The organism is Stappia stellulata, from assembly GCF_020176715.1.
Classification (GTDB): Bacteria; Pseudomonadota; Alphaproteobacteria; order Rhizobiales; family Stappiaceae; genus Stappia.
The window spans coordinates 1-23772 of the sequence record NZ_JAIVMF010000022.1 but is presented as its reverse complement, the minus strand read 5'-3'; the positions used below and the strand labels follow the sequence as shown (position 1 = coordinate 23772).

Sequence of the window (23772 nt, the reverse complement as noted above, 5' to 3'; positions counted from 1 at the left end):
GACAAGAAACAAGCCGGAATGACCGACTGTGCTTTGTCTCCCGCAGGCGGATGCTTCGGTGTCTCAGGGTGCCGCTACGGAGATCGTCGGGCCGAAGGCCTCTTCGAAGGTGCGCTTCAGGGTCAGGTCGACATCGGCGAGCGTCACGGGCAGGCCGAGATCGACGAGACTGGTGACGCCGTGACGGGTGACGCCGCAGGGCACGATCCCGGCGAAATGCTCAAGCTCCGGGTCGACGTTGAGCGCCATGCCGTGAAAGCTCACCCACTTGCGCATGCGGATGCCGATGGCGGCGATCTTGTCCTCGCGGTCCGCGCCCTTGTCCGGACGACGCACCCAGACGCCGACGCGGTCTTCCCGCCGCTCGCCGCGCACGTGATGTTCCCACAGGGCGGAGATCAGCCAGCTCTCCAGCGCGGCGACGAAGGCGCGCACGTCCGGCGTGCGGCGCTTGAGATCGAGCATCACATAGACAACTCGCTGACCGGGACCATGATAGGTGTATTGCCCGCCGCGGCCGGTCTTGTGCACGGGGAAGCGGTCGGGGGTGAGCAGGTCGTCAAGCTTCGCGCTGGTGCCGGCGGTATAAAGGGGCGGATGCTCCAGCAGCCAGATGCGCTCGGGCAACGTGCCGTCGGCGATGCCGGCGACCCGTCGGTCCATCTCGCCTAGCGCGTCCTCATAGGGCACGAGCCCGTCGCTAACCGCCCATTCGACCGGCGGGCCGTCGGGCGTTGTCGGATGGAAGCCTTTGAGGATCTCACCGCGTTCTGTCATTTTGCAAGTCCGTTAGCGGTTTGTTAACCATGGGGCGCCCAAGGTCGGATCGGGCGTGATCCGCGCCCCCGTCATTTAGAGTGAATACCCTGGCATTGCCATCCTTGTTCGAGGCCGGACGCTTACATGGGCATCTTCGACAATATCTCCATCGATATCTCCGTGGTTCTGGGAACCGCGGAAATGCCGATTCACCAGCTGCTTCGCATGGGCCGCGGCGCCGTCATCGAGCTGATGTCGCGCGAAGAGGATGACGTGAAGATCCTTGCCAACAACATTCCCATCGCCAAGGGGCAGGTGGTGCTTCAGGGCGAGCGTGTCGGCGTCTCGGTGACCGAAGTGCTCATTCGCCCGCCGGAAGCCCGCCCCGTGCGCGCCACCGGTCCCGTCTGACGTCTTTTGGGCGCAAGCCTGTGAATATCGTCTCGCAATTCGCTTGCACCGCAAAAACCGATTTGCTAGACGATGGCACCGCAATCAAGTCGGTTGCGAAACAAGCGGTCGTGGCGGAATTGGTAGACGCGCAGCGTTGAGGTCGCTGTGGGGTAAAACCCGTGGAAGTTCGAGTCTTCTCGACCGCACCAAAAAAAGACCCGGTCTTCGGACCGGGTTTTTTTGTGCCCGCAAGCAGCGGGACGCGCTGATGCGATTCTGCGCGGCGGGCCGGTGTCGCGCACGGCCGGGCCGCGCGCGACACTGCGGCTACAGGGCTGCGGTCGGATAGACCGGTCCCTGCGCCACGATAAAGCCGCCATCGACGACAAGCGTTTCGCCGCTGATGAAGCTCGCCTCGTCGCTTGCAAGGAAGAGCGCTGCCGCCGCAACCTCCTCCGGCCGTCCGAAGCGGGCCAGCGGCGTCGACCGGGTGACGCCCTCGACATAGGTCGTCGACGTCATCAGCGGCTGGGTCATCGCCGTCTCGATAGAGCCCGGCAGGACGGCATTGCAGCGAATGTTGCGATGGCCGAACTGATAGGCGATCGACCGCGTCAGGCCGATAACGGCGGCCTTGGCGGCCGTGTAGCCGGCAACCGGGCCGGCTCCGGGAGGTCCGCCGCCCATGAGGGCGGCGATGGACGCCTGGGTGACGATGGCGCCGCCGCTGGCCGGCATCAGCGCGACCGCCTCGCGACAACACAACCAGGTGCCATCGACATTGACGCGAAACACGCGCTCCCACGCCTCCCGCGTCTGCTCGGTGATCCCGCCGATCGCGCCGGAGATGCCGGCATTCGTGTACAGGATGTCGAGTCGACCCTCGCGATCGCGGATGTCGCGAAACAGGGCGCCGACCTGTCCGTCGTCCGAGACGTCGCAGGCGATGGCGCGCGCCGACCCGCCGGCTGCCCCGATCTCGTGGCAGAGATCTTCGAGCGCGGTTGCGTCGAGGTCGGAGGCGATGACATGCGCGCCCTCTCGGGCGAAGAGGCAGGCGCTTGCGCGGCCGATGCCGTTCGCCGCGCCGGTGATCAGCGCGATCTTTCCGTTCAGTCTCATTGTGTGGTCCAGTTCTTTTGGAAGGGGCGGGCGGATCAGGTCCGCGGCACATCCTCAAGATGGGCGAAGGCGTTGTTCTCGCGCACCCGGTCGATCATCCAGTCGACATCGACCAGGCCGGCAATGGAATCGTCGTCGTTCAGGCCGACGACCGCGCCGTACATGAAGCCGAGCAGGGTGCAGCCGTCGGGATGGATTTGCGGCGTATGCGAGACGCCGCCGGCTTCAACCATGAACTGGCCGGCGCGGATGGTGCCATGCTCGTAGGAAAATCCGCCTTCGAGGATAAAGGCGTTCGCTGCGCCCATATGCTTATGCCTGACCGGCGGCGAATCCGGCGAGATGCGAAGAAGGATCACGGAATAGGAGCGGTTGCGGTCATAGTCGAGCAGCTTGAACTCGGTGCCCGGCAACGCCCATTCGGTCCAGGGAATGTGCTCCGCGCGCACGAGCGTCGAGCCGTCGGCGTAATATTCGTGCTGCGTCGGCGCGGCGGGGATTTCCGTCATTTTCTCTGGTGTATAGGTGCCCATTCTTTCCTCCGGTAGGTTCAAGCGATTGATGGAGCAGGTTTTTCTCTGCCCCGTTCGAATGCTATTGTCGTACAAACCACGGTGGAAATACTCTCTGGGTATATCGCGATACCGGGGAGGAACCTTGAGTCGATGCGTCCAACACTTGAGCAATTGCGCCAGTTTGTCGCGCTTGACGATCTTCGCAATTTCACCCGTGCGGCCGCGCTTTGCGGGATCTCGCAGCCGCCGTTCTCGCGCAGCATTCGCCGACTCGAGGAGGTGGCGGGTCTGGCGTTGGTGGCGCGCGAACAGGGAGGCGTCGAGTTGACGCCCGCGGGTGTGGAACTCGCGAGCCGGGCGCGCCGGATCATCGCCGATCTCGATGACGCGTTGCACCTCGTCCGCGAAATGTCGACAGGACGGCGGCGTATTCGCATCGGCTTCCTGGAGTATGTCTACGCGTTGATCGAGCCGCTCGGCCTCGATACCTGCGCGCATCTGTTTTCCGATCGCATTCTCGAGCCGGTCGATCTGGGTGACATGCGTCCCGACCAGGCCGTGTTGTCGGGAGACCTGGACCTGGCGTTTGCGGCCGGATGCGACGGCGAGGGACATTGGGCGCCCGGGGTCGCGGCGACGACGCTCTTCACGGAACCCATGGCCGCCATGCTGAGATCCGACCATCCGGCAGCCGGGATGCCCGCGGTTTCCCTGTCCGGGCTTGCCGGCAACTCTTTCGTGGCCTTCGATCGCGGGCATGCGCCGTTTCTCTATGACCGTCTGGCAAAGGCGCTCGCGCGGTCGGGCGCGCCGGGGCCACTTGATCTTCACGTGGCCACTCTGGAAAGCATGGTCAACGCAATCCGGGCAAACGGTGCGGTCGGGCTCGTGCCCGCGTCCGTCAGACAAAGACCGTTGCGCAACATCTCGGTGGTGCCTTTCGCCGATGCGGACAGTCCGCGCATCAGTCTGATGCTGTTGTGGCGGCAGTGCGAGACACAGCCGTCATATCGCTCATTCGGTGCATGGATGCGACAGGCGATTCACACCAGGGAGACGCCGCTTGCCGACAGGCTTGCGCCGGCATGACAGCAAGGCAAGGTAACCGGGCCCGGTGCACGCGCGTTGTCCCTGCTTGAGCCGTTGATCCGATTTTTTGAAATCCTGTGGCGTGCGCATGCCGTATCACAAGGAGGTCAAGGTGATTGGCTCGTTCGTCCGACCGCTTTGCGGCCGCGCCGTAGCGGGGGCCTCATTGGTCGAGACGCCCTCAAACCTGGAAGGAGTTTGCGATGACAATCGAGAAACAAAAGACCGACGCCCGACAGGGCAACACCAACAAGACCAATGCGCGCGTGCTGACGGTGTCGCTGGGACTGGCCGCGGTCGTCGTCATTCTGGCGGCGCTGGTGTTCGCCTTGTAAGCATCTTTCCGCGGCGAGGTCCGTCCGCCGCCGGCGCCGCGACGCCGGCTGCCGGCATTTCGGTGCGTGGGCTGTAAGCCGTCTTTTCCCTCCCCAACGTCACTTTCCGGCCGCTTTCGGTGCCGCGCCCACAGGATTTCTCGTGTCGGGCGTTGGTGCGGCCCTGTCTTTGCCCTAAGACTGTGAGAAGCGGGGGCTCAGACGCGGAGTGCGCCTGGTCCCGCGCGTATCCCGCGCCGCGCGGATGGTGTCGCCGTGCGTGCCGCAAGCGCATCGCAGGGCCGCGCCGCATCTTGAAACGATTGCCTGCTCGCGTGGGCCCGCCGTTGCGACGGACAAATCAGGGAGGGGATCGTGTCGGACGCCGAAACAGTCGAACCAACCGATCCCGTGCTGGAACTTCCGCCCGTGCGCGACGAGGAAGGGCGGATTTCCGCGGGCTTCCTCGCGCTGATCGAGGCCGGGATCGAGGTCGAGGACGCGCCCGCGATCATCGGCCTTGTCGGCGACCTGCACGAGGCGGATGTCGCCGATCTCATCGAATCGCTCAGCGCCGACAGCCGCGGCCCGTTCGTGCGGCTGCTCGGCGACGAGTTCGACTTCGCCACGCTGACCGAACTCGACGAGGCGGTTCGCCTCAAGATCCTGGAAGAGCTGCCGGCCAAGACGCTGGCGGAGGGCATCGGCGAGCTCGATTCCGACGATGCCGTCTACATTCTGGAAGACCTGAGCGAGGAAGAGCAGGCGGCGATCCTGCAGCGGCTGTCGCACACCGACCGGGTCCAACTGCAGCGCTCCCTCGACTACCCGGAAGAATCCGCCGGCCGTCTGATGCAGACGGATTTCATCGCGGTGCCGCCGTTCTGGAGCGTCGGGCAGACCATCGACTACATGCGCGAGGCGGAGGACCTGCCGGACACGTTCCACGAGATCTTCGTGGTCGATCCGGGCTTCCGCCTGATCGGCTCGCTGCCGCTCGACAAGCTCTTGCGCACAAAGCGGGCGACCAAGGTCTCCGCGATCATGGAGGAAGACGTCCACCCCTTCGAGGCAACCGAAGACCGGGAGGAGGTGGCCCGCTCCTTCGAGCGCTACAACCTCGTGTCCGCCGGTGTGGTCGACGATGCCGGCCGGCTGGTCGGCATGGTGATGATCGACGACATCGTCGACGTCATCCAGGAAGAGGCGGAAGAGGATCTGCGCGGCCTGGCGGGTCTGGGCGACGAGGAGATTTCCGATGCGGTGCTCGTCACCGCAAAATCCCGCTTCACCTGGCTGGTGGTCAATCTCGCCACCGCGGTGCTCGCCTCCGTGGTCATCTCGCTGTTCGAGGGCACCATCGAGGCGATGGTCGCGCTCGCCGTCCTGATGCCGATTGTCGCCTCCATGGGCGGCAATGCCGGCACCCAGACGATGACGGTCGCGGTGCGCGCGCTGGCCACCCAGGAACTCGACGCCCGCAACATGTGGCGGGTGCTGCGCAGGGAGGTGCTCGTCAGCCTGCTGAACGGCATCGCGCTGGCGATCCTGATCGGCATCGCGGCCACGCTCTGGTTCGGCAACGCGGGGCTTGGCACGGTGATCGGCGTGGCCATCGTCATCAACATGGTGTCGGCGGGCCTCTCGGGCCTGCTCATTCCGGTCGTGCTGGAAAAGGTCGGCGTCGACCCGGCGATTGCCTCAAGCGTTTTCGTCACCACTGTGACCGACATCGTCGGCTTCTTCGCCTTCCTGTGGATCGCGGCGCTCTGGTTCGGCCTGCCGATCTGAGGGGAAAGCCATGTGCAAGCCAGCAGGAGTGTCATGATGGCAAGCGCTCCCCGGGTGCGGGGCATTCTGGAAACCTCCGTCTATGTGGCGGATCTCGACCGCGCCCATGCGTTCTATGGCGGGATTGTCGGTCTTGAACGCATGGTCGGCGGCGAGCGGCTTTGCGTCTACGACGCGGCACCCGGCGAGGCGCTTCTCGTCTTCCTGCGCGGGGCCACGGCCGAGGATGTGCAGACGGATGGCGGTGTCATTCCCGGCCATCACGGCGAGGGGCCTGGCCATTTCGCCTTCAAGGTCGCAAAGTCCGACCTCGATCAATGGCGGGCGCATTTCGCGCAAGCCGGCGTGCCGATCGTCAGCGAGGTCACCTGGCCTGCCGGCGGCGTTTCGATCTATGTGAACGACCCGGACGGCAACGTCGTGGAATTCGCCGCGCCTGCGCTCTGGCCGAACTACCAGGAGTGACGGGCCCGCGATGATGCATTTCCTTCTCGTTGCGCTGGGCGGGGCGCTGGGCGCCGGCAGCCGGCATCTGGTAAACCAGGCGGCGCTGCGTTGGTTCGGTCCCGGCTTTCCGGTCGGCACGCTGACGGTCAATATCCTCGGGTCGCTGGCCATGGGGCTTCTGATCGGCTGGCTCGCGGCGCGCGCCAGCGCGGGCGGCACGGCGACCGGGCTCCGGCTTTTTCTCGCGACCGGCGTCCTCGGCGGCTTCACGACGTTTTCCGCCTTTTCCCTCGATGTGGTGTTCCTGTGGGAGCGGGGCCAGCAGATGGCCGCGCTCGGCTATGCGGCCGTTTCGGTGGCGGTCTCCATTGCCGCGCTTCTGGCCGGGCTGTGGGCCATGCGCACGCTGATGGCGTGAGCCGACATGCGGGAATGCTTGCCCTGCCGCGCGCGGCGGATTAGGTAGAGCGAAATCCCCACGCCTTCCGCGCAGCGCCGCGTAGGCTGGCGGAAGCGATCAGGAAAGCCAATGTCCGGAATAGAACAACGAACCGTCACCGCGGATGAGGCCGGCATGCGCCTTGACCGGTGGTTCAAGACGCATTTTCCGGGGCTCGGCTTCGGGCACCTGCAAAAGCTGCTGCGCACCGGGCAGGTGCGTGTCGACGGCAAGCGCGTCGACACCTCCACGCGCATTGCAACGGGGCAGGTGGTGCGCATCCCGCCGATGCAGGTCGACGCCAAGGTCCAGGCCAAGGACAGCGCCAACGCCAAGCCGAAGGCGCGCAAGCTCGTGGCCGGCGACCGCGAGGCGGTCGAGGCGATGACGGTCTATGAGGACCGCGAGGTGATGGTGCTGAACAAGCCGGCCGGGCTTGCGGTGCAGGGCGGCTCCGGCCTGACCCGGCACCTCGACGGCATGCTGGAGGCCTTCCGCGACGCCAAGGGCGAAAAGCCGCGTCTCGTGCACCGTCTCGACCGGGAAACCTCGGGCATCCTGTTGCTCGCCAAGACGCGCAAGGCGGCGCAGTCGCTGTCGAAATCCTTCCGCGCGCGCCAGACCCGCAAGATCTACTGGGCGCTGGTGGCCGGCGTGCCGAAGCCGCGCCAGGGGCGGATCTCCACCTATCTGACCCGCGACGAGGACGAGGAACGCATGCGCATCGCCCGCCACGGCGAGACCGACGCGCAGCATTCCGTCTCGCTCTATTCGGTGGTGGAGAACGCCGGGCCGAAGGTGTCCTGGGTGAGCCTGCGCCCGATCACCGGCCGCACGCACCAGCTGCGCGCCCATGCCGCCCATATCGGCCATCCGATCATCGGCGATCCGAAGTATTTCAACATCGAGAACTTCGAGTTCCCGGGCGGACTGCAGAACAAGCTGCATCTGCATGCCCGCCGCATCGTCATTCCGCATCCGTCGGGGCGCGGCTCGATCGACATTTCCGCGCCGCTGCCCGCCCACATGCAGCAAAGCTGGAACCTGCTCGGTTTCGATGCCGCCCAATACGACCCCGAAACCAACGATCCGGAGGACTGAGCCCTGTATCTGGTCATTTTCGATTGCGACGGGACGCTGGTCGACAGTCAGGACACGATCCTGCACGGGGTGACGGTGGGGTTCGAGGCGGTGGGGCTGACCCCGCCGGACCGGCGCACGGGCCTGTCCATCGTCGGGCTGTCCCTCGATGTCGCCTTCAGGCGGCTCGTCGCGCCCGAGCACGCCCATCTGGTGCCGGCGATGGCGGACGCCTACCGCCAGGCCAAGGTCGCGCGCCGGCTTGCCGGGCTCGATCACGATCCGCTCTATCCCGGCGCCCGCGCGGTGCTTGACGCGCTGCATGCGCGCGACGACGTGCTGCTCGGCATCGCCACCGGAAAGGCCCTGCGCGGTGTCCGTCACTTGCAGGAAATGCACGGTCTGGAGCGGATGTTCGCCACCATCCAGACGGCGGACAGCGCCCCGTCCAAGCCTCACCCGGGCATGATCCTGCAGGCGATGGCCGAAACGGGGGCGCAAGCCGACAGGACGGTGATGATCGGCGACACCACGTTCGACATCGACATGGCGCGCGCGGCCGGCGTTTCCTCCGTCGGCGTGAGCTGGGGCTATCATCCGCGCGAGCAGCTGGTGGCAAGCGGCGCCGGGCGCATCATCGATGCCTTTGGCGAGCTTGAGGGCGTGCTGGCCGAAATGCTCGATCTTCGGTCGGCTGCTGCACAAATGGATCGTGTCTGATGCGTGATTTGCTGGAAGAGCTGGAAGCGGGCGGCGGGGCCCTCGATCCCGTGGAGCGGGCGAAGACGCTGTCGCGCAAGCAATTGCCGAAGCGCTTCTACACCGTCGTGTCGGTGGACGCCGGCGACGACGGGTTTTCCATTCTGCTCGACGGGCGCCCGGTCAGGACGGCACAGCGCAACCGGCTCGTTCTGCCGGACGAGGCGCTCGCGCGTCGGGTCGCGGAGGAATGGGACGCGCAGGAAACCGAGATCGATCCGCTGCGCATGCCGCTGACCCGCATTGCCAATGTCGCGATCGATGCCGTGTCGAAACGCATGGCCGAGGTCGCTGACGACATCGCCAAATATGCCGGCAACGACCTGCTGTTCTACCGCGCGGAAATGCCGGACACGCTGGTCCAGCGCCAGAACGAGCAATGGGGCGCGGTGCTGGCCTGGGCGGAGGCGCGCTATGCCGGCCGTTTCGTGCTGGCCGAGGGCATCATGCCGGTGCGCCAGGATCCGGCGCTGATCGCACGCATTCGCGAGCGGCTGGAGCCGGCCTCGCCATTGCGGCTTGCGGCGCTGCACGTCGCGACGACGCTGACCGGGTCGGCGCTGCTGGCGCTGGCGCTTGCGCAGGAGGCGTTCGATCCGGACACGATCTGGTCTGCGGCCCATCTCGACGAGGACTGGAACATCGAGCAATGGGGCGCCGACGAAGAGGCGCAGCGCACACGCGCGCTTCGCAGGCGCGATTTCGACGCGGCGGTGCACGTGCTTCAGGCGACGCGGGCCGGCACCTGACCGGCCGATTTTGCCGGCTATCGCCGGTGCCGGCGATGGCGGGTGTTTGTCGCAAGCACAATCTTTAATTGTTTTTTGCCGAGGCTATAATTGCACTTTCGGATGGGGGAGGTGCAGATGGTGGATATTGCAGAAATCGAGCGCCGTATATTGGCGGGTGAAGAGATTTCCTATGAGGATTATCAGGTCATTCGGGCAGAGCAGGAGCGGCTGAACGATCTGGAAGAGATCCTGAGTGGTGCGCGCGCCGGGGTCGATGCGGAAAAGGAGATCGTGGCGCGGGCGTCCGGGCCGGCGGTCGCCATCGTCGTCGGGCACACGAAAAACAGCCCCGGCGCGTCGGGCGGAGCTCCGATCCACAAGAGCGAATATCCCTGGAACAAGGGTCTTGCCGCGATGGTGCATCAGGCCTGCATGGCGCAGGGCATTCAGAGCAAGATCTTCTTTCGCGATGGGATCGGCATCGCCGGTGCCTACAAGCAGGTCGCCAAATGGGGCGCAAGCTGCGTGATGGAACTGCATTTCAACTCGTATAACGGCGCGGCGCACGGCACGGAAACGCTCTACGACGAGGACCGGAATGCCGGATCGAAGGCCTGGGCGCAACGGCTGCAGGACGCGATGCTTCAGGCGCTCGGGCTCTATGACCGCGGCCTGAAGGAACGGGACAAGGGCGATCGGGGCTACAGCAGCGTGTCGGCGCTGGACATCCCTTCCGCGCTCACCGAGCCCTTCTTCGGCGACAACCCGAGCGATGCGCATGTCGGCGAAGCCAACAAGCAGGAGCTGGCGGACGCGCTTGCCCGCGCGGCGGCCGCGCAGTTGATGCCGTCGTCCTGAGCGGTTGGCAAGCCGGGTGGAAGACGCCGGCCGTCAGATCTCGAAGTCGGGGATCTCGGCGACCGCATCGCGGAGTTTTTCCGACCACATGCGCGACATGTCCGCGAAATACCGGTCGGTCTCCTCGACCCGCGTCTGGCGGTGGGCGGAGAAGCTGTCTGTATTGTAGAGCAGCATGTCGATCGGCATGCCGACGGACAGGTTCGACCTGAGCGTCGAGTTGAACGACAGAAGCACCAGTTTCGCGGCCTGGCCGAGGCGCATGTCGGCCTGGGTCACCCGGTCCAGGATCGGCTTGCCGTATTTGTGTTCGCCGATCTGCAGGAACGGCGTGTCGTCGGAGGCCTCGATGAAGTTGCCGGCGGAATAGATCTGGAACAGCCGTGGCGCCTCGCCCTTGATTTGCCCGCCGAGCAGGAACGTCACGCTGAAGCTCTCGGAGTTGGCGGCAAGCGCATCGCCGTCGATGGCGCGCACGTCGCGCACGACGCTGCCGACAAGGCGGGCGGCCTGAAACATCGTGTCCACGGAAAACAGCGTGGGGCGGGCGGGATCGTCGCCTTCCAGCCGTTCGGACAGAAGGCTCACCACCGACTGGGTGACGGCAAGGTTGCCGGCCGAAAGCAGGCAGAGCACCCGCTCGCCGGGCTTTTCCCACACATGCAGCTTCTTGAAGGTCGCGACACTGTCGAGACCGGCATTCGTTCGCGTATCGGCGGCCATCACCAGGCCGCGGTCAAGCTTGAGACCTACGCAGTACGTCATGTTGCACCGTTTGCAACGCACCTGCGGCGAGCGTGCCGTGGCGCGGGATGATTCCCGTCTTGGGAGGCTTGAAGGATATGACCGTGTTCCGGGCGAGGGAGCAACGGTTTCATTGCTGTTGAGCTTGCGCCGATTCCTGCAGGACCGCCACCTCAACCGACATGGATTCATCGCCGCTGCCTCTGCGGATGCCGCGAATGGGGGCGGCGGAGCGGGAATCGAGGCCCGTGGTCAGGCGGATATAGCGCTCGGTCGGGCACATGCCGTTGGAGACATCGAAGCCGACCCAGCCGAGCGTCGGCAACTTGACCTCGGCCCAGGCGTGATGGGCCTCGGACTCCTGCTCGTCTTCCATCAGCATGTATCCGGACACATAGCGCGCCGGCACGCCAATGCAGCGGGCCGCACTGATGAAAATATGTGCATGATCCTGGCAGACGCCTTGCCCCGAGGCGAGCGCCTCGGCCGCGGTGGTGTGTACTTCCGTCACGCCGGTCTGATAGTCGACCTTGTCGCGGATCGCGTGCATCAACTCGTGAAAACCGGAGACATCGCCGGTGTCGGAGGCGAGCGCGCCGAGGCGCCGGATCGCCGGACTGGCCGCGGTCAGCGGTGTGAAGCGCCGGAACACGTCGTCGGTGGCGGGGCAGGGGAAGTCGCCGACGATCCCGGCCATGTCCTTGGTTTCGACCAGGCCCTCGACGGAGACGCTGAGCTCGGTGACAGGGTCGTGGTGGCTGACCAGATCGACCCGGTTGCCGAAGCCGTCGATGTAATGGGCGCCCGTTTCCAGACCCGGCACCGTCACCGTCCAGGACAGGATCTCCTGCCCCTCCTGAGTGTGAGGGGTCAGCCGCAATTGCTGGATCATGTGGGCAATCGGCTGTTCGTATGTGTAGCGTGTGACGTGTTTCACGACGAGGCGCATGGGCCGTCGGTCTCCGTTGGTCGCGTTCCGGACACGCGTCCTGTCCGCATTACGAGAAGTGGTAATCCGATGCGAGCTGGGCGCCAAGCGCGTTGTTGCGGGCGATCAGATCGGTCAGGAATTCATGCAAGCCACCCTGGAAGATGCGGTTCATCGAGGTTTCCTCGAGCAGCGAGAGCGTGCCATGGGCCATATCGCAGCTTACCGGGCTGTCTTGATAGCGGATCGCAAGAGCGGCAGCGCTCTCCGAGATCCAATCATAGCAGTAAGAGATGGACCGCGGCATTTCCTTTCTCAGGATCAGGAATTCCGCGACATTGAAGGGGCGCACCTGGGCGTCGCGATAGGCGTGCCGATAGCTTCTGTGCGCCGAAACCGACCGCAGGATCGTGGTCCACTGGTAGCGGTCCAGATCGCCGCCGATCATCTCGTTGTCCGGCAGCAGGATCCAGTATTTCACGTCGAGGATGCGGGCGGTGTTGTCCGTGCGCTCGATGAAGGCGCCGAACTGGCTGAAGTGATAGCCGGCGTCGCGCATCAGGGTGCCCAGCATGGCGCCGCGAAACAGCATGGAGCGCTGCTTGATCCAGGCGAGAAAGTCCGGAAGCTTGTTGTCGGTCATGTGCTGCGGGCGAATGTCCATGAACTCCAGATAGGTGGTGTTCAGGCTTTCCCACATTTCCCCGGTGATGGCGGTTCTGACCGAGCGCGCGTTGTTGCGGGCCGCCTCGATGCAGGAGCGCACGGAGGAGGGATTGTCCCGGTCGAACAGCATGTGCTGAACCACGGCGCGCTTGGTCGGCTCGTCGTATTTGGAAAAGAACGCGCCGTCGCATCCCGCGCTCACCAGCGTCGAGCGCCAGTCGTCGGAACGATCCTGTCCCAGGCGCGGGGTCATCGCGATGCGATAGCCGACTTCCAGCAGACGGGCCATGTTTTCGGCGCGCTCGTTGTAGCGCGAGGTCCAGTAGAGCGAAGCGGCGGTGCGGCCGAGCATGTCGTATCAGTCCTCCAGTACCCAGGTGTCCTTGGTGCCGCCGCCCTGGCTGGAATTGACCACCAGCGAGCCCTTCTTCAGGGCGACGCGGGTCAGCCCGCCAGGCGTGATGCGCACCTTGTCGCCGACCAGGACATAGGGCCTGAGGTCGACATGGCGCGGCGCAAGGCCCGAGGCGACATGGGTGGGGCAGGCGGAAAGCGACAGGGTCGGCTGGGCGATGTAGTTCGACGGATTGGCCTTCAGCCGGCGCTTGAATTCCGCCAGTTCGCGTTTCGATGCGGTCGGGCCGATCAGCATGCCGTAGCCGCCCGACCCGTGCACTTCCTTGACCACGATTTCCGGCAGGTGATCGAGCACATAGGCAAGGTCGTCTTCCCGCGCGCAGTTCCAGGTCGGAACGTTCTGCAGGATCGGCTTCTGGCCGGTGTAGAACTCGATGATCTCCGGCAGATAGGCGTAGACGGCCTTGTCGTCGGCGATGCCTGTTCCCGGTGCGTTGCAGATCGTCACGTTCCCGGCGCGATAGGCATCGAACAGGCCCGGCACGCCGAGCATGCTGTCTGGCCGGAAGGTGAGGGGGTCGAGGAAGGCGTCGTCGATGCGCCGGTAGATGACGTGCACCCGTTCCGGCGCGCGGGTGGTACGCATGAAGACCTTTCCGTCGTCGACGAAAAGGTCGCGCGCCTCGCATAGTTCGACACCCATGCTGTCGGCCAAAAAGGCGTGTTCGAAATAGGCGGAGTTGTAGATGCCCGGCGTCAGGATGCAGACCGTCGGTTCGTCGGTGTCGCAATTCGCCGGCGCGACGCTTTCCAGCGTTTCGCGCAGAAGATCTGGATAATGCTCGATCGGCGCGACGCGGTTCTGCTGGAACAGCTCGGGAAACATCCGCATCATGGTTTCGCGGTTTTCCAGCATGTAGGACACGCCCGACGGCGTGCGCGTGTTGTCCTCCAGCACGTAGAACTCGTCCTCGCCGACCCGCACCAGGTCGGTGCCGATGATATGCGCATAGACCTTGCGCGGCGGCGTGAAGCCGATCATCTCCGGCAGGAACGCCTCGTTCTGGATCACCAGTTCGGCAGGAATCCGGCCGGCGCGGATGATTTCCTGCCGGTGGTAGATGTCATGCAGGAACGCGTTCAGCGCCCGCACCCGCTGGTCGATGCCGGCGGAGATCCGCCGCCATTCGGCCGCCGCGAGAACGCGCGGCACGATGTCGAAGGGGATCAGGCGTTCCGTCGCTTCGGCGGTGCCATAGACGGCGAAGGTGATGCCCAGACGCCGGAAGATCGTTTCGGCCTCGCGCGATTTCCTGCGCATCTCGGCAGGAGACATGCCCGAGAACCACTCCGCCAGCGCCCTGTAGGGCGCGCGGGGCTGACCGTCCGGTCCGAGCATTTCGTTGAATGGCTCTGTATCCGTCATTCTCCCCCTCTGCGCGACACTGTCCGGTCTTCCGGTTCCAACGGGCTTTCAATTTCGCAAGCCGGCAAGGCGCGTCTCAAGTCTGAAAAAGCGCCATCCGATGGGCAGTTTTTCAGCATGTGGGCACCGCCGGCAATTGCCGTAGCGCGTGTTTCACCTTAGCCGTTGGAGCAGTTCCGTCAAACACATGCCTGCCGCGAGGCTGTTGCGGGCCGTCCCGTGCTGCGCCTTTCAGTCCCATTCGAACGGGCGGAACAGGGGCACCTCGCAGATGTAGCCGACCACACAGCTTTGCGTGTCGCGGGTGCTGGCGACCTCGGGGCGCACCACCTCCCAGTGGTCGCACCAGCGCGGACCGGCGACGAAGCGCTGATAGGTGTATTGGCCCGTGGTCATCACCACCGCGCCGCGCTGGGCGACCATCGCCTGCGCCTGGGCGCAGGTCATGCGCCTCAGGTCGGGGCGGGCGGCGTCCGCGACGCTGGGAACGAGAAGGGCAAGGGCGAGAACGGCCGTTCCCGCAAGGATGGCGGTCCGCCTGCCGGGGGCGGTGGAGTGGATCGGCGACATGTGCGGACCTCCTGTCGGGGCGGGACCTGTCCCGCCGCTGAAACCGGCTCCGGCCGGCGGGACTGGCGTCTCCGGCCCGCCGGGCAATCGCTTGGAGTGTGCCGGGTCGGGCGGTTAAGGCCAAGAAAAAGTCGATTGCGGGACGCCGGTGCGGCGTTTCGGCACGCGCGCACAGGCAACTTCAGCGATCGCACCGGGCGCGATCCGGTCGACGTTTTGGCCGAACGACTGAAGTTTGCGAATAGGTATGTGTTTGAAAAAAATACAGGAAATTTTACTTGTTGACTGGAACGTAAGGGTAATTCAGCATGATGGTGGAGGGGTCATGCAGCTTTATTATACCATCACCCAGCTCACCCAGGAATTCGGCGTGACGACGCGGACGCTTCGGTTTTACGAAGCCGAAGGGTTTCTCAAGCCGCAACGCCGCGGGCGCCAGCGGCTCTATCGCCCCGGCGACCGGACGCGGCTGAAGCTGATCCTGCGCGGCAAGCGGCTGGGGTTTTCGCTGGCCGAGATCCGCGACATCATCACCATGTACGACAAGGCGCCGGGCGAGGCGGGCCAACTTCAGCTATTGATGCGCCGTATCGAAAGCCGGCGCGCCGAACTTCTGGCTAAGCGCCAGGACATCGACCTGACGCTTTCGGAACTGGAAGAGGTGGAGGCCGGCTGCCGCAAGCGGCTCGCCGAGATGGGCCCGGCCGGCGACCTGTTCTCCGGGCTTGGGGACAAGCCGCTATGAGCGCGATAGAGCCCCGCGATCCAGCGTGGGAGGCACGGGTGCGCGCCAGCTTCGCCCGGCAGGCGTTCATGACCACGCTGGGGGCCGAGATCGCCGCGCTCGCCCCGGGACGGGTCGAACTCGAGGCTGCCTACCATCCCGGCCTGACCCAGCAGCACGCGTTTTTCCATGCCGGCGTGACGAGCACGCTCGCCGACAGTGCCGCGGGCTATGCGGCGCTCTCCCTGTTTAAGGCGGGGCACGGCGTGCTGACCACGGAATTCAAGATGAACCTGCTCAATCCCGGGCGTGGCGATCGGATGAAAGCCGTTGGCCGGGTCATCAAGACAGGCCGGACGCTGAGTGTCGTTGCCGCCGATGTCCATGGCTTCGGCGATTTCGGCGAGGTCCATATCGCGACCGGCCTTTTCACCATGATCGCATTGCCGGGCATCGAGGACTGACGCCCGCTCACCCCGTTTCCCGCAACATCCGGAGCCAACAGATGATCCGCAACGATTTTCCCGCCTTCAACTTCAATCTCGGCGAAACCGCAGACATGCTGCGCGACAGCGTGCGGTCGTTCTCGCAGGACCGGATCGCACCGCTTGCGGAGCGCATCGACCGGGAGGACTGGTTCCCGCGCGCCGAACTCTGGCCCGCGATGGGCGAGCTCGGCCTGCATGGCATCACGGTGGAAGAAGAGTGGGGCGGCACCGGCCTCGGCTACCTGGAGCATTGCATCGCGATGGAAGAGGTGTCGCGGGCATCGGCCTCCATCGGCCTGTCCTACGGCGCGCATTCCAACCTTTGCGTCAACCAGCTGCGCCGCTGGGGTACGGACGCGCAAAAGACCCGCTATCTGGAGAAGCTGATCACCGGCGAGCATCTCGGCGCGCTGGCCATGTCGGAGCCGGGGGCCGGCTCGGATGTCGTCTCGATGAAGCTGCGCGCCGACAAGAAGGGCGACCGCTATATCCTCAACGGCTCCAAGATGTGGATCACCAACGGGCCGGATGCCGATACGCTGATCGTCTATGCCAAGACCGATCCCGACGCCGGGCCCAAAGGCATCACCGCCTTCCTGATCGAGAAGGGCTTCGCCGGATTTTCCGTCGCCCAGAAACTCGACAAGCTCGGGATGCGCGGATCGGAAACCGGCGAGCTGGTGTTCCAGGATTGCGAGGTGCCGGAGGAAAACGTGCTGGGTGAGGTCGGCAAGGGCGTCAACGTGCTGATGTCCGGTCTCGACTATGAGCGCGCGGTGCTCGCCGCCGGGGCCGTCGGCATCATGCAGGCCGCGATGGACGTGGTGATCCCCTATATCCACGAGCGCCGGCAGTTCGACCAGCCGATCGGCACGTTCCAGCTCGTGCAGGGCAAGGTCGCGGACATGTATGTCGCGATGAATTCCTCCAAGGCTTATGTCTATGCCGTCGCGCAGGCCTGCGACCGGGGCGAGACGACCCGCGAGGATGCCGCCGGAGCGATCCTTTATGCGGCCGAAACCGCGACCAAGATGGCGCTCGACGCGATCCAGCTGCTCGGCGGCAACGGCTATATTAACGAGTATCCGACCGGACGGCTGCTGCGCGATGCCAAGCTCTATGAGATCGGGGCCGGAACCTCCGAAATCCGCCGCATGCTGATCGGCCGGGAAATCTTCAACAAGACCGCCTGAGGAAGATGTGCGGGGAAATCGCGTGGCGGTAGTGCAAATTTAACGAACAGCACCTTTAGGTAGCATATTGCTGCCTTAGGGTGTTTCATGCTCGACCGTGTTTTGGGTGCCGTCGTCGGTCTCGGGATCTGGATTGTCGTCCTCTCTGCAGGCGTCCTGATCCTGGTGTTTGCGGCCCTCGATTTCCTTCCGCTTGTTCAACCCGCGCCCCGGTTCCAAATGCCGGATCTGGCGGAGCGCGGGGTGGCGTTGCCCGAGACCGCCTTTGCGCCGCGTGTGCCGGAAGAAGCCGTAAAGGCTGTGAAGACAGCGATCGTTCTCAGCGGATCGGTCAAACTCCTTATCGGTCTGGCGGTGCTGCTGGTCGGGGTCCTCGGGCTGGCGGCACGATTGCGCCGCGGCTTTGCCAGCGGCCTAGCCGCACGCGGAACCTCGCCCGTGCGGCGCTGGGCGGCCATCTGCACCTTCGCCTTCGCCTTCGCCTTCGGCATCGGCGTCGCCCTCCACGGCGTGCCCCGGCACCTGGCGGATCTGGCGGGATCGGGAGCGCATGTGCTCGCCGGCCTTCGCATCGAGGGAACCGTCGAGGACCGGCGGGAAATCTCCGATCCGCAGACGGGCGACGTCCGCTACTATCTTCTCGATGTGTCGTTTTCGCCCGCGCAGCGCCGCTTGTGGATGAAAACCCTCAAGGTGGCTGCGCAAACGGCCGGCGATCATCAACCCGGCCACACGGTCGCGCTGGTTCATCCGATCTACGATCCGCAGGACGTTCGCCTCGCCGAAACGCTGAAGAGCCCGCTGGGCGTGCTCTGGCCCTTTCTCTGGCGCGCGGTGTTCGTTTTTGTCGGTGTCCGGGGCATTCAGCGCAACTGGCCGGCAGCAGCGCCGCCGGGATCCGGAGCGGGGCGCCATGCGACCGGCGGGGCGTCCTTCCAGGGCACCGGCCTGACCGGCTTCGGCCGGCGCGGAGCAGGCCGGTAAACCCGGCAAGGGCTGTGCGTTCTCCGCGCGTGGGACAAAAAAGCAGCGCTCTGCGGGCACGCGCTGGTCATGTGCGGGGTTGATCTCCGCGCTGCCGCCCCCCATTGAAGAGGCAGGGACTTCAACCGGGGACACTCCATGAGCCGCGTCAAGCGCCGACTGGCCGCAATTCTGTGCGCGGATGCCGTTCAGTACTCGCGGCTGATGGAAGCCGACGAGGACGGGACCTTCGACCGCCTGCGCGGCTATCGCGAGGCGATTGGCGGACTGGTCGCTGCGCGCGACGGACGCATTGTCAACACCTGGGGCGATGCGGTGATCGTGGAATTCGGATCGGTGACCGAGGCGGTGCGCGCTGCCGTCGAGATCCAGACCGAACTCGCCGGGCGCAACCATGCCCTGCCGCAATCCGAACGCATGGCCTTTCGCATCGGCATCAATCTTGGCGACGTTCTGGTGGAGGATGGCGATATCTATGGCGAAGGCGTCAATATCGCGGCACGTCTCCAGCAGATCGCCGAGCCGGGCGGCATCGTGATCTCGTCCCCCGTCTACGAGCAGGTGCACGCAAGGCTTGCGCTCGGATTCGATGCCCTCGATGCGCAGAACGTCAAGAATATCAGCGAGCCGGTTCTAAGCTACCGCGTGCGGATCAATGGCGCGAACGCGGAAAATGATGGTGGAGCGCAGGCCGGTCCATCCGTGCAACCCGACGCCGACAATCGGCAGGACCCGCCTTCGGCCACGGAGGCGGCCCGGGAAAAAGACGATGCCGGCCGCCCCGTCGCGGCGCTCTTTCACGGGGTGTGGGATTGGTACTGTCGGCAGCCGGGGCGGGTGCGTTTCGCGGTCGGCTGGATTGCGTTCTTCTTCGCCATCAATGTTTTCACTGGTCTCGGATCGATCTGGTTTCATTGGCCCTCGCTGCCGTTTCTGGCGATGCTCTGGATGGGGGTAAAGACCGGGAAACGCCTCTGACGTTCGTGCCCTGCCGGATTGATGGAAACCTTCTTGCGAGAACCCCTTTGCCGCGCGGGCGCGCATCGCCTAAGTATGGGGGTCGAGACAGGGCCTTCCCGGGCCGATTCCGTCTTCACAAGGAGCAGATCTTGCACATGACCAACAAGACGACCGATGTGCCGAGCCGCCTCGACGACGAGGAAGAGGAAAAGACCAAGACGCCGAGTTCCATTCAGGTCGACAAGCATCTGTTCGACGCGCGCACGGTCCTGATCACGGGGCCGATCACGCAGGAACTGGCGCGCGATGTCAGCGCCCGCCTGATGGCGCTGGCGCAGGTGTCGCATGATCCGATCACGGTGATCGTGTCCTCGCCCGGCGGTCACGTCGAATCCGGCGACATGATCCATGACACCATCAAGTTCATCGCGCCTGAGGTCCGTATCCTGGGCATGGGCTGGGTGGCGAGCGCCGGCGCGCTGATCTATGTCTCGGTGCCGAAGGAGCGTCGCTACTGCACGCCCAACACCCGGTTCCTGCTGCATCAACCGTCCGGCGGCGCCGGCGGTCAGGCCTCGGACATCGAGATCCAGGCGCGCGAGATCCTGAAGATGCGGGACCGGTTGAACAAGATCTTCGCCGATGCCACCGGCCAGCCGATGGAGCGGATCGAGAAGGACACCGACCGCGACTACTGGATGGGGCCTGACGAGGCGATCGCCTATGGTCTTGTCGGCAAGGTCGCGGTCTCCGTTTCCGACCTGGACTGAATTCCCGGGCGGGGACCTTGCCGGTTCCCGCCCGAATCATGTCCGCAGGCCGGGGATGCCGTCACCCAGGAGGATCACGCGATGAAATACCTGTCTTTCAATGGCGTCGACATGCCGGCCCTCGGTCTCGGCACATGGCCGCTCAGCGGCGAGCCGTGCCGCGACATCGTGCGCGCCGCGCTGGAAAACGGCTGGTCGCACATCGACACGGCGGCGATGTATGACAACGAGAAGGATGTCGGTGCGGGCTTGCGTGCCGCCGGGCGCGCGCGCGAAGACTATTTCCTCACGACCAAGGTCTGGCACGACCGGCTCGACCCGGAGCTGATGCTGCGCTCCTGCGAGGACAGCCTCGACCGGCTCGGGCTTGAGCAGGTCGATCTCTTCCTGATCCACTGGCCCAACGCCCATGTTCCGCTGAAGGAACAGATGGAGGGGCTGCTGGAGGTGCGCGCACGCGGCTGGGCGCGGGCGATCGGCGTGTCCAACTTCACCGCCGCACTGGTGCGCGAGGCGCAGGATCTCGCCGGCGGAGCCTTATCGATCAACCAGGTGGAATATCACCCGCAGCTCTCCCAGAAGGCGGTGCGCGCTGCACTTGACGCCGCCGGCATGGGCCTGACCGCCTATTCGCCGATCCAGAAGGGCGCGGTGCGCGATCAGCAGGTCATCCGCGACATCGCCAAGCGCCACGGCAAGTCCGAAGTCCAGGTCACCCTGCGCTGGCTGATGCAGCAGGACGATGTGGCGGCGATCCCCAAGACCGGCACGCCGGGTCGGCTTGCGGAAAACGCGGCGATTTTCGACTTCGAGCTGAGCGAGGACGAGATGGATGCGATCTTCGCGCTGGGCAGCGGAGAGGGACGCCGGGTCGATCCCGATTTCGCGCCGGAGTGGGACGCGGAGTAGGCCGTTTCGCAGCCCCCGCGAACACGTGATCGCGAAACGGTCTTTTTTCAGCTAAACTTCGTGACTAGATAATTGCGCGTCTGCCGTTGCGGAATTCGGTTTGCCGCAGGCGTCGCGAGAGCGCTCGTGCGGCGGACCGGCATGCGATGCCGCGAACGGACGAGAATGGTCGCCCCGGCGGCCCGGGGGCGAAGGGGCATTCCATGACGATCAACACAACCGTGCTTGCCGCCGATGTCATGGAATGGCTCTATGGCGAAGCCGTCATGATCGGCGACAGTCTCGAACTGATCGAGACGCTGGCGCAGCGCCTGCGCAAGAGCGGCTTGATGGTCGACCGGATTTCCACCTCGATCCCGCTGCTGCATCCCAATGTTCGCGCGGAAAGCGCTTTGTGGAGCGTCGATGGCGAGCGGGAAATGCGCCGTTATTTCGAATCCGCGGAGACCAACGAGGTCTATCTCGCCAGCCCACTGAAGGTGGTCTACACCGAGCGGCGCAGCGTGCGCATCCGGCTGGTCGGCAACGAGGAGCCGCCGCGCTTCGGCATCACCCAGGACCTGATCGACGGCGGTTACACCGACTACATTGTCCTGCCGATGCCGTTTTCCGACGGGTCGCTGAAGGGCGTGAGCTTCGCAACCCGCGGCAGGAACGGGTTTTCCGGTGCCGAGATCGGGCTTCTCGAGGCCATCACCCGGCCGCTGGCGCTGATCTGCGAGCTGCAGACCCTGAAACGCACGTCGCGCACCCTGATGGAGACCTATGTCGGCCATCGCGCCGGCGAGCGCGTGCTGGAGGGGACGGTGCATCGCGGCGACGGCGAGACCATCTCCGCCGTCGTTGGCTTCGCGGATCTGCGCGGCTTCACCGAACTGTCGAACGAACTGCCCGGCGACACGCTGATCGCGCTGCTCAATGCCTATTTCGAGGCGATCACCACCTCCGTCGAGGCCCATGGCGGCGAGGTGCTGAAATTCATCGGCGACGAGGTGATGACGGTCTTTCCCTACGGCTGCCCGGAGAGCGCGCGCGAAGCTTCGCGCCAGGCGCTTCTGGCGGCGCGCGATGCGGTCGAGAAGATCTCCGAGATCAACAACACCTGCTGCGAGAAGTCGCAGGAGCTGCGTGTCGGCATCGCGCTTCATGCCGGCGACGTGTTTTTCGGCAATGTCGGTGCAAAGACGCGGCTCGACTTCACCGTGGTCGGGCCGGTGGTCAATCTGGCCTCGCGGATCGCCGGCCTCACCCGCGACCTCAACCAGGACATTCTCGTCTCGGAGGCGATCGCCGACATCATGGGCTGTCGCGCCGGGCTGATGGGCAGCTTTCAGGTGAAGGGGTTTGCCGAGCCCGTGTCCGTCTTCATGGCGCCCTTGTCGGCCATCGGCTCCGATGGTGACTGGTGTGCGGAAACCGCAAGGGTTCTCGCCCTTGAGGCGAACTGACGCCGCGCAAGCACGATCATCACGAAGAGGGTGGTGACGAAGAACACCCGCGCGTCGGCGAACCAGCCGAGATAGCCGATCGAGAAGAAGAACGCCCGCTGGCCGCGATTGAAGTGGCTGCCGGCGAGCACCATCATCCCGCCGGCGCGTTTGGCGAAATCGGCCGCATGTGCCGGCGCCGGATCCCCGTCCGGCATGGCGCCCATCATGATCGTAGCGTAGTTAAACAAACGGTAGGCCCAGCCGAACTTGAAGAACGCATAGGCGTAGATCAGCGTCAGGCCGATCACCTTCAACTCCCAGGTGGCGGGGTTGCGCCCTTCGTCCAGCCCGAGATCCTGCATGATGCGAAAGACCGATTCGGTCGATGTCAGCAGGGCGAAACAACCGCCGATCGCCAGCAGCGAGGTCGAGGCGAAGAAGCCCGTGCCCTGCTGAAGCCCGCCGGCAACGGCGATGTCCATGATCCTGACCGGTCGGCGGCTCATCTCCATCATCCAGCCGATGCGATGCCGGTTCATCGCGTGCGACAGCGTGCGCTTGCGCAAGGGCGACAGCTCGACGACGGCGTGAAAGCCGAGCCAGCCCGCCAGGAACCAGGCAAGGGCGGCTAGGTCGAGGGGCGTGAGAATGTCCATCAGCGTTCCTGTGCCGGACCGTACGCGGGGCGTGAGCGTGCGCTCCACAGTGGCCTTGCGCGCCTGTGCGATCAAGAGAGGCGTCCCGTACCCGGCTGCCATGCATCCGGGAAAGTCCGGCGAACCCGTTTGGATCGGCCGACCCGCTGCGCTTGGGCGTCCACAGGACCCTGTGGGCAAAGGGCGGGGATCGGACGAAAAACCTGCCATGCGTGACGCGCACGGCAGGTTGCTCAAAATTCGACCTTGCGAAAGCGTTGCCAAATCGTTAAATCCCGCTCGTCCGAACACGGCGCGCAATTGGTGCCGCCGATACTCATCATGGGCTCAGGATCGGACAAGGGGTTTTCATGGACGAACATGTGCAGAAATCCTGCTGGGGCGTAGCGGCATGGGCCGTTATCCTGGCCGGTGGCGTTCTCGCCTTGATGGTCGTTTTCGGCGGTGCCGACGTCGGTCCCGCGACGGTGGTTGCGGTTCAATAGACGCGGCGCGGCCCTGGGGGCCGCAAGACACCGAAGTCGAAACAAGGGGTGCGGCCAGGCCGCACCCCTCAGACTGCTGACAAACCCCTGGCTTTGGCCGGGGGTTTTTGATTCATTGTTTTTATGTTGAAGAAGCCCGGCCCGGATCAGACAGCGCTCGAGATGGTGACGCTTGAGCAGCTTGT

Annotated in this window: 28 protein-coding genes and 1 tRNA gene; 19 read left to right on the top strand and 10 right to left on the bottom strand. The window is 64.9% G+C overall.

Annotated features, from left to right (window positions below):
- Positions 1-63 precede the first annotated feature (63 nt).
- Positions 64-777, bottom strand: a complete 714-nt coding sequence (gene lipB / locus LC092_RS18875) for a lipoyl(octanoyl) transferase LipB (protein WP_224809051.1) — start codon at positions 775-777, stop codon at positions 64-66.
- A gap of 126 nt (positions 778-903) precedes the next feature.
- On the opposite strand from lipB, the gene LC092_RS18870 reads away from it, so the two are divergent.
- Together LC092_RS18870 and LC092_RS18865 are read left to right on the top strand one after the other, a co-directional pair.
- A complete protein-coding gene (locus LC092_RS18870; RefSeq protein WP_224809049.1) occupies positions 904-1170 on the top strand; it encodes a FliM/FliN family flagellar motor switch protein in 267 nt (88 codons plus the stop codon).
- Between the two features lie 104 nt (positions 1171-1274).
- A tRNA-Leu gene (locus LC092_RS18865) sits at positions 1275-1361 on the top strand.
- A gap of 118 nt (positions 1362-1479) precedes the next feature.
- On the opposite strand, the gene LC092_RS18860 is transcribed toward LC092_RS18865, so the two are convergent.
- Together LC092_RS18860 and LC092_RS18855 are read right to left on the bottom strand one after the other, a co-directional pair.
- On the bottom strand, positions 1480-2274 hold the full coding sequence (locus LC092_RS18860) for an SDR family NAD(P)-dependent oxidoreductase (RefSeq protein WP_224809047.1): 795 nt from the start codon (positions 2272-2274) through the stop codon (positions 1480-1482).
- A 35-nt stretch (positions 2275-2309) separates the two neighbouring features.
- Positions 2310-2807, bottom strand: coding sequence for a cupin domain-containing protein (locus LC092_RS18855; RefSeq protein WP_224809045.1), 498 nt, complete (start codon positions 2805-2807; stop codon positions 2310-2312).
- A gap of 132 nt (positions 2808-2939) precedes the next feature.
- Between LC092_RS18855 and LC092_RS18850 the strand changes: the two genes are divergently transcribed.
- From LC092_RS18850 to LC092_RS18815, 9 genes are all read left to right on the top strand, one after another.
- Positions 2940-3878: a LysR family transcriptional regulator gene (locus tag LC092_RS18850; RefSeq protein ID WP_224809043.1), complete on the top strand. Its 939-nt coding sequence runs from the start codon at positions 2940-2942 to the stop codon at positions 3876-3878.
- A 203-nt stretch (positions 3879-4081) separates the two neighbouring features.
- Positions 4082-4213: a hypothetical protein gene (locus LC092_RS21205; protein ID WP_263627205.1), complete on the top strand. Its 132-nt coding sequence runs from the start codon at positions 4082-4084 to the stop codon at positions 4211-4213.
- Positions 4214-4564: 351 nt separating this feature from the next.
- Positions 4565-5983: a magnesium transporter gene (gene mgtE / locus LC092_RS18845; protein ID WP_412103615.1), complete on the top strand. Its 1419-nt coding sequence runs from the start codon at positions 4565-4567 to the stop codon at positions 5981-5983.
- Positions 5984-6019: 36 nt separating this feature from the next.
- Positions 6020-6448, top strand: a complete 429-nt coding sequence (locus LC092_RS18840) for a VOC family protein (RefSeq protein WP_224809039.1) — start codon at positions 6020-6022, stop codon at positions 6446-6448.
- 10 nt (positions 6449-6458) lie between these two features.
- The gene (gene crcB / locus LC092_RS18835; protein ID WP_224809038.1) at positions 6459-6848 is read left to right on the top strand and encodes a fluoride efflux transporter CrcB; all 390 of its coding nucleotides are present in this window, start codon (positions 6459-6461) and stop codon (positions 6846-6848) included.
- A 111-nt stretch (positions 6849-6959) separates the two neighbouring features.
- Positions 6960-7970, top strand: a complete 1011-nt coding sequence (locus tag LC092_RS18830; RefSeq protein ID WP_224809036.1) for an RluA family pseudouridine synthase — start codon at positions 6960-6962, stop codon at positions 7968-7970.
- A gap of 3 nt (positions 7971-7973) precedes the next feature.
- Complete coding sequence (locus LC092_RS18825; protein WP_224809087.1) at positions 7974-8669, top strand: HAD-IA family hydrolase; 696 nt, start codon at positions 7974-7976, stop codon at positions 8667-8669.
- Entirely contained in the window at positions 8669-9457 is a 789-nt protein-coding gene (locus LC092_RS18820) for an ATP12 family chaperone protein (RefSeq protein WP_224809034.1), read from the top strand. The genes LC092_RS18825 and LC092_RS18820 overlap by 1 nt, the downstream gene beginning before the upstream one ends.
- Positions 9458-9574: 117 nt before the next feature.
- Positions 9575-10297: an N-acetylmuramoyl-L-alanine amidase gene (locus LC092_RS18815; RefSeq protein WP_224809032.1), complete on the top strand. Its 723-nt coding sequence runs from the start codon at positions 9575-9577 to the stop codon at positions 10295-10297.
- Positions 10298-10330: 33 nt separating this feature from the next.
- On the opposite strand, the gene LC092_RS18810 is transcribed toward LC092_RS18815, so the two are convergent.
- From LC092_RS18810 to LC092_RS18790, 5 genes are all read right to left on the bottom strand, one after another.
- Positions 10331-11062: a proteasome-type protease gene (locus LC092_RS18810; protein ID WP_224809030.1), complete on the bottom strand. Its 732-nt coding sequence runs from the start codon at positions 11060-11062 to the stop codon at positions 10331-10333.
- Positions 11063-11171: 109 nt separating this feature from the next.
- The gene (locus LC092_RS18805; protein WP_224809029.1) at positions 11172-11990 is read right to left on the bottom strand and encodes a transglutaminase family protein; all 819 of its coding nucleotides are present in this window, start codon (positions 11988-11990) and stop codon (positions 11172-11174) included.
- Between the two features lie 49 nt (positions 11991-12039).
- On the bottom strand, positions 12040-12987 hold the full coding sequence (locus LC092_RS18800; RefSeq protein WP_224809027.1) for an alpha-E domain-containing protein: 948 nt from the start codon (positions 12985-12987) through the stop codon (positions 12040-12042).
- 6 nt (positions 12988-12993) lie between these two features.
- On the bottom strand, positions 12994-14418 hold the full coding sequence (locus LC092_RS18795; RefSeq protein WP_224809025.1) for a circularly permuted type 2 ATP-grasp protein: 1425 nt from the start codon (positions 14416-14418) through the stop codon (positions 12994-12996).
- Between the two features lie 231 nt (positions 14419-14649).
- Complete coding sequence (locus tag LC092_RS18790; protein WP_224809023.1) at positions 14650-14988, bottom strand: hypothetical protein; 339 nt, start codon at positions 14986-14988, stop codon at positions 14650-14652.
- A 325-nt stretch (positions 14989-15313) separates the two neighbouring features.
- On the opposite strand from LC092_RS18790, the gene LC092_RS18785 reads away from it, so the two are divergent.
- From LC092_RS18785 to LC092_RS18750, 8 genes are all read left to right on the top strand, one after another.
- Positions 15314-15733, top strand: a complete 420-nt coding sequence (locus LC092_RS18785) for a MerR family transcriptional regulator (protein ID WP_224809021.1) — start codon at positions 15314-15316, stop codon at positions 15731-15733.
- A 38-nt stretch (positions 15734-15771) separates the two neighbouring features.
- Positions 15772-16176 carry a PaaI family thioesterase gene (locus LC092_RS18780; protein ID WP_224809019.1) on the top strand — a complete coding sequence of 135 codons (405 nt, stop codon included), beginning with the start codon at positions 15772-15774 and terminating at the stop codon, positions 16174-16176.
- A gap of 41 nt (positions 16177-16217) precedes the next feature.
- Positions 16218-17393, top strand: coding sequence for an isovaleryl-CoA dehydrogenase (locus LC092_RS18775; RefSeq protein ID WP_224809017.1), 1176 nt, complete (start codon positions 16218-16220; stop codon positions 17391-17393).
- 87 nt (positions 17394-17480) lie between these two features.
- Entirely contained in the window at positions 17481-18377 is an 897-nt protein-coding gene (locus tag LC092_RS18770; RefSeq protein WP_224809015.1) for a hypothetical protein, read from the top strand.
- 138 nt (positions 18378-18515) lie between these two features.
- Complete coding sequence (locus LC092_RS18765; protein ID WP_224809013.1) at positions 18516-19355, top strand: adenylate/guanylate cyclase domain-containing protein; 840 nt, start codon at positions 18516-18518, stop codon at positions 19353-19355.
- 137 nt (positions 19356-19492) lie between these two features.
- Positions 19493-20107 carry an ATP-dependent Clp protease proteolytic subunit gene (locus LC092_RS18760; RefSeq protein WP_224809011.1) on the top strand — a complete coding sequence of 205 codons (615 nt, stop codon included), beginning with the start codon at positions 19493-19495 and terminating at the stop codon, positions 20105-20107.
- An 81-nt stretch (positions 20108-20188) separates the two neighbouring features.
- Positions 20189-21016 (top strand): aldo/keto reductase, encoded by an 828-nt coding sequence (locus LC092_RS18755; RefSeq protein WP_224809009.1) that lies wholly within the window; start codon positions 20189-20191, stop codon positions 21014-21016.
- 203 nt (positions 21017-21219) lie between these two features.
- Positions 21220-22464 (top strand): adenylate/guanylate cyclase domain-containing protein, encoded by a 1245-nt coding sequence (locus LC092_RS18750; protein ID WP_224809007.1) that lies wholly within the window; start codon positions 21220-21222, stop codon positions 22462-22464.
- Here LC092_RS18750 and LC092_RS18745 read toward each other — a convergent pair.
- Positions 22347-23177: a DUF599 domain-containing protein gene (locus LC092_RS18745; RefSeq protein WP_224809005.1), complete on the bottom strand. Its 831-nt coding sequence runs from the start codon at positions 23175-23177 to the stop codon at positions 22347-22349. The genes LC092_RS18750 and LC092_RS18745 overlap by 118 nt on opposite strands.
- Positions 23178-23335: 158 nt before the next feature.
- A partial coding sequence (locus LC092_RS18740) for a hypothetical protein (protein ID WP_224809004.1) occupies positions 23336-23772 on the bottom strand: 437 nt, incomplete at its 5' end.